Genomic DNA, 15569 nt, shown 5'->3' on the forward strand with positions numbered 1-15569 from the left:
GAGGAAGCGGGGAAACGGATGGTGGGCCCAGCTGGACTCGAACCAGCGACCAAGGGATTATGAGTTCGCTTTTAAACCAATAAGCTACTGATATTCAAGGAAACGCAACCGTAATCAAGCGAAAGGTACAGTTCTTTTGAATCAGTAGCTTAGCGAAGGTTGAGGATAGCACAGGAAGCTGGTGTGTGTACCGGTAGTGTACCGTTTTGAGCGGTGCACTACCGATAGTTCGATCTAGGCCACAGGGAGCCCTAACTTATCAAAGAACGCGCGATTCCTCTCATTGGCGGCCTTCACCAATTGATCGAAACTAATCACTTCTATGTAGGCATGAGAAGGTTCGTTATAGCCAAAATATCCCATCCCATCGGATGTGATTCTGAGGTTTGCCCGTCGGCATCTACGATGCATCGATTCAGTAAGATCGCAAAGCACATAGCAGTAACCCGGTATATCACTATTTCTAGGTATTGGACGACCAGACTTAGTTGTTACTTTCCCATCTCTAATCCTTTCCAAATAGCTTAAAGCTTGATCAATGGGGTCTTTATCCTCGCCCTCCCGCATATCATTGCGCATAGGTCGCTTAATCTCAATTACGGTAATTGAAGCAAGTGGAAAGCTATGCTGGTCATTTACCAAAATAGGGTTGTCGAAGACCTTAAGGGAAAGCAAGTCTGGTTCTTTTCCAGAGTCGCTGTTAGTAATCGGCATGGCATTGATAGTCTTATCTGATGCCATATAGTTGTGGAACGCCAGACGTTCATCAACCAGCCAGAGATTGCATGAGTCCAGAAATAGCTCACTCGAATCTTTGCGCATCGGCATAATAAGCTCGTGAATCATCTCTTCACGAGCGTACTTCCCATGATCTAATCTCTCAATAGACTTTGTCAAAAGATCGATGATAACTTTTCGATGAGAGACATAGTTCGCCAGGTCTGATTTTTTTATATCTTCAGCTTTACGCAAATAATCACCAAGCCGTTCTTTGTATGTTTCTTCATGCTCTTCACTTTGAGGCTGCATAATGTCATGACCTTCACTGACCAACTGGCGCTCTACTTTGTACCATTCTGCGTGAAGGTGTAGCTCTATATCCTTGTCCGATTTTTCGGGGTCAACAATGAGCATATCGCCTTCAACATAGCTGGTTATAGGTCGGTAGCGAGGCGCATGTTCATTAATAAAATCTTCTACCCGCTTTCTTCCTGCTGTTACATTTTCACAAAGAACATCTTTTAAGTATTCTTTTGTACGATCAAGTACTGCCTCACGTATTTCCTTTAGAGTTATTTCATCAAGAATATCCTCGACGTCTTCAGCTATATCAAATGAGGTTCGCTCAGTACGGACATGGTTATCCAGGTATTCAGAAGCCACATAACAAGTATAGGTAAACTCGCCAGATGAATCTGCAATCTTACCATAGAGCCCAGGAATCTTTCCCTGTATAATCTCTTCTTTTACCAGTCTACTCGATGCACACAAAGCAAGCTGATGCTTCTTATTAACAGATGCTCGAAATTTAATATGTGTTAACTCGAAATCCTGGCCTTTAATAACAATTGTTTCATGATAGGCACTGGCATGCATGTGTTGTTCATAGAGAGCGTCGAGGTCAACATTCTCCCCCATATCTGCAACCAGTATTTTCGGACTTTCCTCGTTGCGCACAAAGTACCAAAGCACATGTTCTAAAAGCTGATTAGCAATAGACTCACCCTTGGCAGGCACTTTCTTGCGGAAGCTCTCATCAAAGCCGATTAGCTTTATAGTCGTACCTGTTTGATCTTGTGAAGCTGCCAGAACTTTATCATCGTGGACACCAGACTTGTCGTCAAACCGAAAAAAGCGTTTGTTGATCTCGTTATCTTCATCGAAAAAATGGCTTTCTGATTCGACCACATCAAAGACCTTCAGCCACATTAACCGCCCTACGCCTCGGCAACCCTTGTCAATTTTGTGATCAGAATCAAGTGTTTCAAACGACTTGAAATTTTTAGAGTCAAAACCACAACCGTTATCTTTGATAGTGAAACCAACGATGGGGGGCAACGCCTTGGCATCTAGCTCCAAGTCTTCCTGAACATCTCGGTTGATTTGAAGAACAATCTTACCGGCAGCGTTTCCAACTCTCTCCTCAATAGCATGAATTGAGTTAACTACAGCTTCAAACACTGGTAAAAGTCCATGACTCTTTGGCAAAGAAGTATTTCGGAGCCGGCCCTTCAAGTTTGTTTGTAAGCTCATTGCGCCACCCCTGAGTTATCATCATCAGAAAGAAAACAGTGGAGCTGCTTTAGCTTAACAAGCATCTCGTCAAAAGTAATTATCTGTACATTTTTTGAATTCCGACGATAGATTTCTAGCGATTTTTTTTGATTTTCATCGGTAGGCATGGTGCCAATAATCAAGATACAGTGGATGGCATAAGATTCAATATCATAGATACGTGAATCAACTTTTATAGTTGAGATGTTTTTTTGCAACTGATAGCACTGATCTAAGACTTGTGTTACCGATCCAGTTAGTTCTTTTGAGGCGGAAAAAACGGCGCCACGATACTGTGTTTTATTTAACAGCATTGAGCTAGGCTTTTTTATCTCAACAATAGCCAAGTTATTGGTAACACCGTTTTTTAACAAAAAATCGGTAATTTTTTCTCCATCTCCAGACAAGTGCTTTCCACCAACGCTAGCTTGACCAGAAATTTTTATGGCAGGGTAACCAAAGGCTAGATTGAGGATAAATGGATTATCATTAAACAGCTTCTGCCAAGTCTCTTCCCTTGCACTCTTAGACAACAGCTCTTCGTATTTCTTTATCAGAACCTCTAATGACACAAGCTCAATATCGTTTTTCAACCTCGAAAGAGTCACTGTATCAGTCTGTTCGATAGCAGACTTATCCCCTACAATAAGGTTCATTGCGGCCTGCTTGTCAGTATCTGATATCTTGATACTAAGCATTTTACTGATCGAATCGTTGGCTATTGGTAATGGCTTTTGCTCATTACCTAAAAGATAGGCAAGACGATTGTAAGTAGCAGCACTTTTTGAAATCCGTGCGGCTTTTCTGGCGCGTTCAGTTATTCGATTGCAATCACGGCGCATCTCATCATAATCGCCCCAACTTAGACAGAAGCGACCATCATCTTTATCTCTAGTTTCCTCATCACAAAGCACAAGAACTTTGCTTTTTGTCTGCTCTTCAACAGCCGATATAATGAATCGAAAATCTTTAATCAATCCCAACCCATAACGAACATCTTTAACAAACCCTGCTGGCATACCTTCCAAGGCAGACAATACGTCATCTTTGGTATAGGGTACGATGTCGATATCGAAAAGAAGTCTAATCTCCTCAATCTGCGGATATTTTTGATTTAGGTAGTCTGGATGGGTAGGCAGTGTGTAAATTGGATAAACTGAGATATAGCCACCCTTCCCATTAAACACGGCAATTTTTTTCCTAAGCTGCCTAGGGGCTTCAGACCCTCTGCCTGCAAGGTCTAAGTCGGCCTGGCTGGGAAGATAAAACACTTCAGTGCAATTTGGAAAAATCTCTTCGATCTCGATATCGAGATCTTCAGGACTGAAATCATTAGGAAATAACCTAGCCATAAGCATACCTGCATTCAAGATTAAATGCTGAGTCGTGCTGTAGCGGGATCGTAAACAACAGACGTAATCGACCCATCCCGAATCCGCTGTACCACCTCATCGATCACATGCAACGGCACTAAAAACCACTCTCTCGGCTTCACCGGATGACCAAAGCGGTCTTGGATGGTCAGCTCAAGCTGCGCCGGTGCAAAGATGCGATGGAAGAGGGCTTCCAGCTTACGGCGGTTGATGCCGGCCAGCTTGTAGGTGGCGACCACTTCGACATCGGCCAGCAGGTAGGTGGCATCGTGTGCTGCGTTGGCGATGCGGGTTTCCACCTTGCCTCCCGTGACGCCGATCTTGTGAATCAGCTCGCGGTGCTCGGCAACGTATGGGTGTTCGGACAGGCTGCGCAGCACATATATGGTACCGCTTTCTATGTCGTCCTCTTCCCAGGTCTCGCTGAACAGCGGCCCGGCATTTGGCTCGGTGATACGGCGGCTTGCTTCATCCTTGTAGAGCGCTCTAACCAGCGACAGACGTAGCAGGTTGTTTTCCGTCCCGTTGGAGAAAATCACCCGCAAGCGTGCATCCTTCTTTCCTTGGGGCGAATCAAACTCCTCCCCCTCATCAGCCACATAGGCGGTCTGTCCATCCAGAATGAACCATTGATTCAACTCAATAGTGGCATTCTTGCCGAATGGTCGAGTGGTTCTCAGTCCGGACTTTAGCTCACTTTCTACTTGATCAAACAGCGCCTTGAAGGTCTCAAAGTCCTCACACCTCTCTCTGTGGGCGACCTCTTCTGCGGCTCGTTTCTCCGCGCTGGAGCGGACATGCCTCAGTTCGGTAAGCTCAGGCGCCCCGGCGGCACCGGCCAACTCGGCAAGCAAGGCGTCATCGTCCATAGTCTCTACGGATTCCGCTTCGATGGCGTAGTCGCCATCGAGCAAGCCCTGGTGATCAAGTGGTGTCACCAGGGTTCGGCATTCCTCAAGCGCGCGTATGCGGTCCAAGCGTATGGCATGGAGTCGTTCGAAGATGTCTTTGTCTTCGCCGTGCTGTGGGGTGCGGCCATGCTCGTCGACAAAGCGCTGGATCTCTTCGAAACCAGCGATGATGCGCTCTTCGCGCGCAGAGTGGCCTTTCTTCTTCTCGGGCTGGGCGAAGCCGTCCAGTTCAGCGCGCAATTCGTCCAGATCAGTCATAACGGCCCTCATCCTTGAAGCGCACGAAAGCGGCAGCGCCCTCAGCCATGCGTTGTTCCCAGGCGTCCTGTGAGCTGATAGAAGGCAGCCGACCGCGCTCCCTTTTGAATCTGAAAGCCCTCACAGCAAGCTCCTTAGCCTCTTCTGGCGTCAGATTAGTACGTTTTCCGGAGATAACTGCCGCCACCTGTTTCAGGCTGTCTTCGCTCATGGTCTTGGCAAGAATCGCATAGGCCTCGCTGAAGGGGTTGATGCGATCAATCAGATCAATATCAAGCTCCCGCACGTCCATGGCAAACTTGCGCACACCAGCTATCAGCGCCGTATTCGGTTTGGGCTCGTTACTGCCCACGTCAATGGTCTCGTCACCCGCAAGCAGCTGCTTGGCCTGCTGGGTCAGGTTCAGGGCTGCGATGGCATGTTGACGAACGCTCTCTTGGTCTTCCTCATCGAGGTTGGGATAACGGTCCTTTATGATCTTGCCCAAACGTACCTGCGTGAGCTCTTCGGGGACCAGCTCCTCATCGAATAGACCACGCTCAATGGCGTTTTTGTCTTGCACAAAGCTGGCAATGACCTCGTTCAGGTCTTCCTGGCAAATACGGTTGACCTCTTCGCTTTTTGGCTCAGCCAACCCATTGATTTCTATATGGTACTTTCCAGTCTCTTCGTTGACACCCACGTTGCATTTGTCGGGGTCATAGCCCTCTTCACCGTAGTCGAAGCCCTCCTGCGGGCCGCTGGTGGGGTTCTTGGGCGTGAACTCGAAACGCGGGGCCAACACTTGCTCCATCAACAGACTGGCGGCAATGGCTTTCAGGGTGTCGTTGATAGCTTCCGTCACGGCCTGCTCAGCAGCATCGGGTTCTGCTATCAGGTTGGTGAAGCGTGCCCGTGTTTTGCCTGGGGCATCCCGAGTGGCGCGGCCGATTATCTGCACGATTTCTGTGAGGCTGTTGCGATAGCCTACCGTCAGCGCATGCTCGCACCAGATCCAGTCAAAACCTTCCTTCGCCATGCCCAGTGCAATGATGACATCTACATGGCCGCGATTATTCTTTTGGGTTGGGTCTTTCAGCGCCGCAGATACCCGGTCACGCTTGGTTGGATCGTCGTCCACCAAATCGGCAATTTTCAGCAACCGGCCATCTGGTGTTTTAATCAATTGGAAACCCGTTACTGGGTCGGCTCCCTGCCATTCACCCAATTCTTCGATGATATGCTCAACTTCGCGAACCTTATCTTTTGTGCTCTCTCGGGAATTGACGTTGGGTATATGGACGATGGTTTTCTCGGCCGGATCGAGAACCTTGAGGATGTCGTCAGCGTAGGAACCGGAGTAGAAGTAGTAGCCAATATCGAGCTGCTTGAGGTACTCGTAGCCGTTGAGCTGCTCGTAATAGGTGTAAGTGACAGTATCGAAGCGCGACTCGTCCTGGGGGGCCAGCACGGCCTCAGCATCCCCTCGGAAATAGGAGCCGGTCATGGCTACGATATGCACCTTGTCGCGGGCAATGAACTCGCCCAAGTGAGTCCCCAACTTGTTGTCGGGGTTGGCTGAAACGTGGTGAAACTCATCCACGGCAACCAGTCGGTCGTCGAAGGCGGTAACGCCAAACTGGTCGACGGCAAAACGGAAGGTCGCATGGGTGCATACCAGCACCTGGTCATCACTGGTGAGAAAGGCGCCCAGCGATTTGACCTTTCCGCCATTGTCGGAGCCTGGTGCATTACACAGATTCCATTTTGGCTCCACGTGCCAGTCAGCCCAGAAGCCATAATCGCTCAGCGGTTCATCATTGAAGCTGGAGCCGATGGACTTCTCCGGAACCACGATGATGGCTTGCTTGAGCCCCTGATTGAGGAGCTTGTCCAGCGCGATGAACATCAGGGCGCGGCTCTTGCCGGAGGCCGGCGGAGACTTGATCAGCAGGTACTGTTCGCCTCGCCGCTCGTAGGCACGCTCCTGCATGGGCCGCATGCCCAGGGCATTGGATTTGGTAGAACTGCCATTACTCGCATACGAGACGGAAACAGAGGGTACGATCTTTGTCATAGTGCGACACCTGTCAGGACTTCTTGCCCTTGTGTTTGAGGTCTTGTTCCAATTGTTCGATTTCCTTCAGGTCAGCGGCATCGGCTGCCTTGGCTTCCGCAATACGCCGCTGCTGGTCGAAAACCTCATAACGTTCACGAGCGATCTTCTCCATGCTCTCGCGGCTGACCGAGCCGGCACCCTCGAGAATCGGCTGGTCATTGAAGGCTAGCATCTTGTCGACGTTGGTACGCCAGAAGTCCAGGGTCAGATCCTTCTGTTGCTTCACCCGAAGCTCTGCCTGTTCCAGGAAGATCACCACCAGCCGGTTGAGCGTGTCGATCTCGTCGGCTGTTAGGTAGTTCTTGGCCACGATGACGTCGTGCTTGCGTACCCGTGAACCGCTCCAGTTGGTCAACGCCATGTTGGGTTGGCTGGGGTTTGAACGCTTCAGGATCAGCTCAGCGGCTGTGTGTCCGGTGGTGGCATAGAGCAGCTTGTTCTGCACCTCGGCAAAGAACTGGGCGGTCTCACGCTCGCGGGCCTGGTAGTCGGAACTGAGGGCAAACAGATCACGGACCTTCTGGTAAAAGCGTTTTTCCGAGGCCCGTATGTCCCGGATGCGCTCCAGCAGTTCGTCGAAGTAGTCCCAGCCACTGGGGTTCTTCAGGCGTTCGTCATCCATTACGAAGCCCTTTAGCAGGAACTCCTTGAGGTGGGTGCTGGCCCACTGGCGGAACTGCACACCCCGAGGCGAGCGGACGCGGTAGCCGATGGCCAGGATGAGATCGAGGTTGTAGTAACTGATCCGCCGCTTCACTTGGCGATTGCCCTCGGACTGAACTGTCAAGGATTCCTTGATAGTTGCCTCCGGGGCCAACTCATTGTCTTCAAATATGTTTTTGGCATGCAGAGAGACGTTCTGCTTGGTGGTCTGGAACAGCTCAGCAATCTCCATCTGGCTTAGCCAGATGCTGTCCCCTTCTACCCGAAGGTGCAGTTGGGTCCGGCCGTCATCCGTGGTGTAAAGGATCAGCTCGCTCATAGATTGGGGCCTCCTTGCTGACGACTTGCTGCCCGCTGGTCATCCAACATGACCTTCGCGAACCAACCCGGCACTTCCAGGTCTTCGCGGTCCAATATATTTTCAGGGACATCCTTCCAGAAGGACACAATCGCGTCTGAGAACCTTTGTAGCTGGCCGTCACTCACAGAGAGGTGATCATAATCCAAATAATTTATGCCTGAAAAGACACCGCCAATATGGACCAATGGATCAGAAAGATACTCTGGGTAAAGTTGCTTCAAATCATTTAGCGATCTGCCTTTACCATGCTTGTAGACATTTACTACCAAGCGACAAGCATCAAGCTTAGAGAAATAAGCTTGACTGCGGATCTTCCAGCCAAGACTTTCCAATAGGTCGACCAACTTGCCAACGTCTACAGTCCACACTTTTTCTGCAACAATGCCGCCAATATGCCAATGGCGAATCTCACCTGTCATCCATTTTCTTAGATGTTTTTCCCATTCATGATACATACCCGCCACAACACTGAGCTTGGTTTGCTCACGCAAATCGCACATCAGCCCATAGAATTCCACACTTGCGTCATACGCACGTTCTTCGAACTCTCCTGGATCGTGACGGTCTGGATCGAAATATTGGCTATTTTCCTCCAGCCAGCGCTCAGCTGCCTTGTCAGCCTCCCCCTTAATGTCGTCAAATTGTGACAGCAGCCGCTTATTGGCTTGCTCCACGTAAAAAAGTTGTCCGGCTATCAGCGACTGCCGAAAAGGCTCCCACATCTGAAACAGCGAATAACCGCCCATCAGGATACCCCCCGTTTCGTCCTATTTTTCGAGGGAGAGGCAGCCGTCATTTTGGTATACAACTCGAACAGTTTTTCCAGACGCTCGGTATCGTTTTTGAAACGGCGGCCGATATAGATACGCTCAAGTACCTCATCATTGTGCTCATGCGCTTCGCGCAGGTTGGCTGGCATCTTTTCGGGATCATAGAGATCAGCAATGGTAGCAGGAAAATGAGATTCCCGTGCCAATAGAATATTTTCAGCGCAGCGAGTCAGGTCAGCCTTATTCTTATCCGTAAGAACAGGAACCGGAAAAGTATGCCAACCTAAGTCGCTCGAGTACCGATAGTCTTCTTTAAACTTCCCACAGATCGTCGCGACCCATACGAAGTGTAGTTTTGAAAGTAGCAACGAAAGAGACCAATAACTGGAATCAAGAATAGCAAATGCTTGACTGGAGATAATAGCTCCTTTGCCAACAGCTCCGCACGGAAGATATTCGCGGCGTTCTGACGTCATTCGAGGAATGATGAACGAATGACTCTGCGCTTCGTTAAATTCACGCATTTGGTGTGGACGATCGGCAAGCTTCTTGTTAGAGGCATCAGGGCTTTTAAGCCTTGCTGCTCTTGACAGCTGAAGTCGCTGGGAAATTGTTTCAACTTTTTTTGCACAGCCTACATCATTATCGCTTATCCATAAACAATATCTCGGGATGTTATTGTTATATTCTTTAGAGCCGTAGAACCTCCTAATGAATTTCCCTCCTTGCGGACTTTCAAAAAGGAGCTGGTGCTTTTCAGAGAAAGTCAGGCTCAATGCCCCACCATCGTTTGGCATATTTCCCAAGATCATTTCCGGCACATCTTTAGAAACAGGCGTGCCAACTGCCTTAACAAGAGGCGCCTCACCCGCTGTTAAGTAATGAGATATATGACCAACCTGTCGCACGAGATCGTTTTCGTACAATTTTCGGCCACCAGCCTCTCGCCCATCAATTCCGACTATCACACAGAACACGGAGGCTTTGCGAGCCGCATTGTTTGACCAAATAAATGAGCTGTGCGCAAATCTAATCTTCACGTCTTTTTGTAAAACTATTGGCCAAAGCGTTGGCGCTTGCCTTCCCATTGCTATCGAATTTGTTGCTACCAGTGCAGCAACAGCGTCAGTAGCCAAGCAGTAATCTGATGCTTTAAGGAACCAAGCACCCACAAAGTCTATGTAACCCCAGTGTTTCGTGCGCCCTTTGAAAATCAGCTGCATGTCTTCTTTTTGTTCAGGAGTAAGCTTTCCTTTTCCTGAGTACGGTGGATTTCCACAAATATAAATCTCCCCGCCTTCGTTCTCGAAGTCAATCTGTGCTTGATCGAGTAGTGATCCAAACAGGTCATCTGCATGATGCTTTACCGCTGTTCCAGTAGGCGGACAGATGCTGAGCCAGTTTAGTCGAAGGGCGTTATCACAAGTAATCCAGTTTTCGGAATCCAGCGGCAGAAACTCAGCCAATGCCAGTTTTTTTCCGCGATACAGCAGGTCGCACTGGTACTCGGCGATGATCAATGCAAGGCGGGCTATCTCTGCTGAAAAGTCCCGCAGCTCGATGCCACGGAAGTTGGTGAGCGGGATATCCGTAGGCCGGTTGGGTTCTCCCCGGCGCTGATTAATCTCAGCTTCGATAGCCCGCATTTGCTTATAGGCGATGACTAGGAAGTTTCCTGAGCCGCAGGCCGGATCGAATACCCGGATTTTGGCCATGCGGTTGCGCAGGTTCAACAGCTTGCGGGAGTTGTCACCCGCTTCCTCCAGCTTCTCGCGCAGGTCGTCCAGGAACAGCGGGTTCAGCACTTTCAGGATGTTGGGCACGCTGGTGTAATGCATGCCCAACGCGCCGCGTTCTTCATCATCCGCGACCGCCTGGATCATGGAACCGAAAATGTCGGGGTTGATCTGGGTCCAGTCCAGACTGCCGATGTGTAGCAGGTAGGAGCGCGCAATCTTGCTGAAGCGCGGTACCGCCACGCTACCCGAAAACAGCCCGCCATTCACATAGGGGAAGCCATCATCTGCCCAGCGGGGAATACTTGCCGTCGTGCGTTCGGCCTGTTTGGTGTTCATGGCACGGAAGATTTCGCTGATCACCTCGTGGGTATTGGCGGAATCCCGTGCGCTCATCTGGGCCACGATATCGGTAAACAGGCCGCTACCAGCGAAAATGTCGGTGTCTTCCGCGAAGAAACAGAAGATCAGCCTTGCCATGAAGTGGTTCATCTCGTGGCGCTGTTCTTCCGTGCCCCAGTCGGGGTTGTCCTTCAGCAGCTCCACATACAGCCGATTCAGACGGCTGGTAGCGCGAATGTCAAAGGAGCTGTCGCGCACCTGCTTGACCGTGGTGATGCCTGCCAGCGGTAGGAAGAAGCCGAAATGGTCAGGGAAAGCCTCATAGGTGCAGGCCACCGTCTCACCAGTTTCCAGATCTTCAGCCTCGAAAACCATGCCATCGGTTGCCAGGACGTAGCGCGCCTTGGCACGGGTGGTCGCCGGGCTGGCCTTGAGGGCCTCCAGGGTTTGCGTAACGGCTCCGGCATCCGCCACTGCGATATGGATATTGTTAGTCTGCAACACACCGCCAAGATCGGACTTGTTGGATGCACCCGAGCGCAGCCGTTTGATGGTAGTAGCCTTATTGCCGAAGGCTTCCAGGAAGGCATAGGGGAATTCAGCCGGGTCAAAGGGCTGTTGTGCCAGATCCGATATTGCGGCTTCGATTTCTACTGCGTTCATGGTGTGCCATTTATCCTGTTCGCCTTCTGGCGAGTGCTGCGTTTTTAGCCGCTAAAATTTTCGCCGTCCAACTTACTTGGCGTTATGCGGCTTTCATCTTCCACGGGTTGATTACCGCCACGCCTATTGCTTCGAAGCGTTCGGGAGCTCTCGTTGCCACGGCAAAGCCGTTGGCTAGGGTAATCGCTGCGATGTAGCCATCGGCGACAGTAAGCTCGGTGCGAGTTTCTCGTGCCTTCACCATCAGCCCGGCATAGGCCTGCGTACAGGGAAGGTCGAACGGAAGTACGCGCCCGGCAAACAGGGGTAGCGCCCGCTTCTCCAGGTTCTCCTGCAACTTCGTCCTGCGATCCCCTGCAGGGAGCAAGGCGATGCCAGTACGTAGCTCTGCCACTGTGATAGCGGAGAGGTAGAGAGTCTCCAGGGCTTGGGCGTCGATCCACTCGATAACGCGCGGTTCTGGCTCCTGGCGCAGTGGTTCCGAGATGACATTGGTGTCGAGCAGGATCATTCGAAGTCCATCGGACGCGCCGGGGTCTTGTCGCGGACTTGCTCGAAGGCGGCGAACTCATCATCGGTCAGCTGAGCATGGCGGCCGATGTCGGCCAGAATGGACCCCAGCTTTACCCGGCCTTCGGGGGCTACAGCAGCCTCTAGGATCTCACGCACCTCGGCTTCCATACTGTGCCCGTGCAGAGCCGCACGGACACGCAGGGCGCGGTGTACCTCGTCTGGTATGTTGCGAACTGTAAGCATTGCCATCGGTCGGTGATCCCTGAACGTCCATGAATGCATGCTATGGTTTTGCATGCACTACTGCAAGCTAGGCTGCATACAGCTCTATACGTATTGTAGGGTGGTCTTCGAAAAGAGCTCCGCCAGGGTAGTTGGACCTGGGCCGAGACCGGCTGTTTGGTGATCGAAGCATGGTCAAAAAGCCGAGGTCGCGATAGTTACCATCGATTCTTACCCAACCACCTTGAATTTGACTCCCCGCCCTCTCTACGCCGCTTCAGCTCAGCCCGCGCCCAAGCGGATGCTTCTTTCATATCCCGCCGCAGTTCGTCGAGCTCCTCGGGAATCAGCCACCGAACCGCCGGCTCCCCGCTTTCTGCGTGCGCCTCGCCGGCCTGCTCGACGGTCTTGCCTTCCAGCTCTTTACGCTGTTGTCGGCGTGATTGTTCGCCCATGTCCCCCTCCTTGCGGAAAGGCGGCCATTGGCCGCCTGAGCTATCGCTGGTCAATGACTCCCATAATGTCAGAAGCCAGTATCGGAAAATCCCGCCGCCTCTGAAAACGGGGTTCTCCCGGTTCCAGCTCCTACATCGTTGCTAGTGTGCGTGCTGCGTGGTGCCTCCTCGCGGCCCGAGTGGGCCGGACGGTTCACGAAAGCGGCAATCTCTGCACCAAAGTTCCTCTCTCCCTCGACCGATAGCTCGACAGCCGGTACAAAAGCGGCTTCTGTGTAGGCCTCCCGCCCTTCGTCGAGCATATCCAGGGCTACCATAAAATGGCGTTGTTTCATCATGGGGGTCTCCTTAGGTGTCCTGCTGGCCACGGTTCACAAAGCGAGCGATCTCGTCGCTACGGTCCTGCTGGTGTTCACTACCGCCCAAGCTGTCACTGTCGAATGAGGGAGCAGAATCATCCGCTTCCGCGACCCCACTATCCCCTTCCGGCTCCATGCTCGCGCGGATGGAGGACGCCATGCGGCCACCAGCGGTTTGATCAACCTTGCCCTGAAACTTCCCAGCCATCTTCGATCCAACCCCTTTAGCTAGCTCGCCAGCCGTTCCCGCTCCCAAGGATGCTGCTCGCTTGAATCCGCTACCACCACCAGATCGGGAGCCAGAACCAGCGAAACCAGCCGCCTGCGCAAATGGGGTGTCACCGGTGCCAGCTTCATCTCCGGTGGAGCTGCTGCCACTCCCACCACCGCTGCTGTCACCTCCAGTGCCAAAGCTCGGCATGTCGGCTCCAGACCCAGACATATTGGACTGGGCCTTCTCGAAGGCAGCCTTGATGGCTGACCCGCCACCTACTGCATTCGCCGCACCGCCCAACATCGCGCTCCCAGCCATCTTGCCCGCCGTGAGAGCCATACCTGCCGCTGTCATGGCTGCTCCTACCGCAGCACCGGCACCGAATGACCCGATGCCCATTGCTCCCACGCTGCCACCCGACACCAGGCCGGAAATCATCGGTGGAATCTTATTCACCAGAAATAGCAGGATCACCGAAACGACCAGCATCACGACCAACTCCTGGGACGCCATGTTCTCGCTCATCTGCGAGTAGTAGTGAGTAATAAACTCCCTACCGATGGCGACCAGGAGCACCATTGCCATCAACTGAGCCGCTATGCCGAGAATAGCCTTGTAATAGTTGATCGCCATGTCTGATGTCCAACGGGAGCCGCCAAACCCCAGGAAAAACACTCCCGCATAAAGCAGTATCCAACTGGCGGCTAGCAGCAGGAGTAGGTTGACGGAGATAATCGCCAACACCAGCAATACGGCCAAGGCCATACCTTCCATCACCAACGCAGTGGCAAACTGTTTCCAGCTCAACTCTGACGTAGCCTTCACCGTCTGGTCGTACAGTTCAAAACCGATATCGAGGATGCTAGAGGGCCCCAAGTTGCCGTTGGAGAGGCCACCGGCTTGTGCCCCAAGGGTTTGCAATGACTGTACGATGGTTCCCGCGATGTTCATGCCCTGCGTCGCGTTCGTCAGCAACCACCAGAAAAAGCCTGTAAAGATGGTGAAACGAACAAGCTCGGCAAAGAACTCACCAATGTCGGCCTTGCGCAGCGCCATCATGCCGAAAGTCCAGACCATCGAGATCACTACAAGGGTCCAGAACAACCGACTGGCGGCCGCTTCTATGGCAGGCCCCCACGTTGATGCCGCGGAATGAAAGCGGTCCAACACATCATCCATGATGTTGCTGCTGGATAGCTCCTGAGCCATTGCGGTATCGGACAGCATGACGACGGCCATCACACCCAAACCACCAAAAACGAATCGTTTCATGCGACGCCCTCCCTCAATATCTGTCGGGGGAGCTGGGTTCGAACTCCCATTCCCGCATGCGTTGGGCCTTCTCGAACGACCGGCAGGCTTCAGTAAAGGCTTTTCGGTTAGATTCCCGGCTTAGCTCGCTGATAGTCTGCTGAAAGGCAACTGGCGCGCACGTGATCGCACTCGCCTCTGGTACCATTTCCTGCTCACAACCTACCAAGGCAACAGCTGCCACAAGTGGGATGATCTTCTTCATCGCGGCCTCCTTAATAGCGATCTGCTGCGCTAGGTTGGTAATTCCAGGTACGCATCTGCCGTTCCCGCGCTTCCCCTCTGGCGTTAGCATCCAGTTCGGCGGCGAGACGGGCGGCTTCAGCGTTCTGCTGAGCAATCAGCAAGCTGCGGATTTGCAGAAGTTGGTTCGCTTGGTTACTGGCGAGCTGGTTGGCGTAACCAATGGCGGCAAGTTGGCCATCCGCGCCCTGGGCGGCGGATTGCAGACGCTCAAGCTGTCGAGCATCAGAGACCAGGTTATCTTGTTGCTGATCCAATCCACGAAAGAGCGCATCGTTAGCCGCTTTTTGCGATTCAGACGCCAGGCGACGGTTTTCATCCATCGCTGCACGTTCGGCATCCGTGCAACCGCCGCCATTGAAGCAGGGGGAACTCCGGTAATACGCTACGTCCTGGAACTTGCCTAGGTAGGCATCGAGGCTGCCGAGCTGGTTCTGGTAATGCTGAAGCGTATTGGTGGCTTGGATCAGATCATTAATCGTGGATTGTGCCCTGTCCCAGATATAGGCCGCTGGAGCCATGGTGTTTTGCAACTGGTTTTCATACTGCTGCAACTGCGTCTGGTACTGCTCGATCTGCTTGAGAGTCTGAGAGACGGACTCCATCGCCGTCATGACGTTTTGCTGCAGGTTGGTACCGTCGACGACAGGGATGCCCGCTTGGGCAGGCATGGAAGCGGTTAACGCCAAGGACATGACCGCGACAGGAATTTTAGCCGCTAAAATTCTTTCTCTTCTCATGATTGAGTGCTCTTAGCTTCATCGTGACTAAGTTGCACTCACCAACCTGTAGCGGCTCGCTCA

14 protein-coding genes are annotated in these 15569 nt (G+C 52.0%); all 14 read right to left on the reverse strand.

The annotated features are described in order from the left end of the window. Positions 1 to 234 precede the first annotated feature (234 nt). The 14 genes from L861_RS09420 to trbJ all read right to left on the reverse strand — a co-directional run bounded on the left by L861_RS09420 (position 235) and on the right by trbJ (position 15506). Positions 235 to 2253 carry an ATP-binding protein gene (locus tag L861_RS09420; protein ID WP_016416842.1) on the reverse strand — a complete coding sequence of 673 codons (2019 nt, stop codon included), beginning with the start codon at positions 2251 to 2253 and terminating at the stop codon, positions 235 to 237. Then, positions 2250 to 3626, reverse strand: a complete 1377-nt coding sequence (locus tag L861_RS09425) for a Shedu immune nuclease family protein (RefSeq protein ID WP_027947932.1) — start codon at positions 3624 to 3626, stop codon at positions 2250 to 2252. Before L861_RS09425 ends, L861_RS09420 begins: the two co-directional genes overlap by 4 nt. 20 nt (positions 3627 to 3646) lie before the next feature. Further along, positions 3647 to 4816: a GIY-YIG nuclease family protein gene (locus L861_RS09430; protein ID WP_016416844.1), complete on the reverse strand. Its 1170-nt coding sequence runs from the start codon at positions 4814 to 4816 to the stop codon at positions 3647 to 3649. Next, entirely contained in the window at positions 4809 to 6704 is a 1896-nt protein-coding gene (locus L861_RS09435; protein WP_236617138.1) for a DEAD/DEAH box helicase, read from the reverse strand. Before L861_RS09435 ends, L861_RS09430 begins: the two co-directional genes overlap by 8 nt. Positions 6705 to 6885: 181 nt before the next feature. Further along, positions 6886 to 7896, reverse strand: coding sequence for a virulence RhuM family protein (locus tag L861_RS09440; RefSeq protein WP_016416846.1), 1011 nt, complete (start codon positions 7894 to 7896; stop codon positions 6886 to 6888). Beyond that, positions 7893 to 8684, reverse strand: a complete 792-nt coding sequence (locus L861_RS09445; RefSeq protein ID WP_016416847.1) for a hypothetical protein — start codon at positions 8682 to 8684, stop codon at positions 7893 to 7895. Before L861_RS09445 ends, L861_RS09440 begins: the two co-directional genes overlap by 4 nt. Beyond that, the gene (locus L861_RS09450; RefSeq protein WP_016416848.1) at positions 8684 to 11449 is read right to left on the reverse strand and encodes a class I SAM-dependent DNA methyltransferase; all 2766 of its coding nucleotides are present in this window, start codon (positions 11447 to 11449) and stop codon (positions 8684 to 8686) included. The genes L861_RS09445 and L861_RS09450 overlap by 1 nt, the downstream gene beginning before the upstream one ends. Before the next feature lie 82 nt (positions 11450 to 11531). Beyond that, positions 11532 to 11960, reverse strand: a complete 429-nt coding sequence (locus L861_RS09455) for a type II toxin-antitoxin system VapC family toxin (RefSeq protein ID WP_016416849.1) — start codon at positions 11958 to 11960, stop codon at positions 11532 to 11534. Beyond that, positions 11957 to 12211, reverse strand: coding sequence for a FitA-like ribbon-helix-helix domain-containing protein (locus tag L861_RS09460; protein ID WP_016416850.1), 255 nt, complete (start codon positions 12209 to 12211; stop codon positions 11957 to 11959). Before L861_RS09460 ends, L861_RS09455 begins: the two co-directional genes overlap by 4 nt. A gap of 191 nt (positions 12212 to 12402) precedes the next feature. Then, positions 12403 to 12639, reverse strand: a complete 237-nt coding sequence (locus L861_RS09465) for a hypothetical protein (RefSeq protein WP_016416851.1) — start codon at positions 12637 to 12639, stop codon at positions 12403 to 12405. Positions 12640 to 12707: 68 nt separating this feature from the next. After that, entirely contained in the window at positions 12708 to 12977 is a 270-nt protein-coding gene (locus L861_RS09470) for a hypothetical protein (protein ID WP_016416852.1), read from the reverse strand. 10 nt (positions 12978 to 12987) lie between these two features. After that, positions 12988 to 14484, reverse strand: a complete 1497-nt coding sequence (trbL, locus tag L861_RS09475) for a P-type conjugative transfer protein TrbL (protein WP_016416853.1) — start codon at positions 14482 to 14484, stop codon at positions 12988 to 12990. A gap of 13 nt (positions 14485 to 14497) precedes the next feature. Beyond that, complete coding sequence (trbK, locus tag L861_RS09480) at positions 14498 to 14728, reverse strand: entry exclusion lipoprotein TrbK (protein WP_016416854.1); 231 nt, start codon at positions 14726 to 14728, stop codon at positions 14498 to 14500. A gap of 10 nt (positions 14729 to 14738) precedes the next feature. Further along, entirely contained in the window at positions 14739 to 15506 is a 768-nt protein-coding gene (gene trbJ, locus L861_RS09485; RefSeq protein ID WP_016416855.1) for a P-type conjugative transfer protein TrbJ, read from the reverse strand. Positions 15507 to 15569: the final 63 nt, after the last annotated feature.

The organism is Litchfieldella anticariensis FP35 = DSM 16096, assembly GCF_000409775.1.
GTDB lineage: Bacteria > Pseudomonadota > Gammaproteobacteria > Pseudomonadales > Halomonadaceae > Litchfieldella > Litchfieldella anticariensis.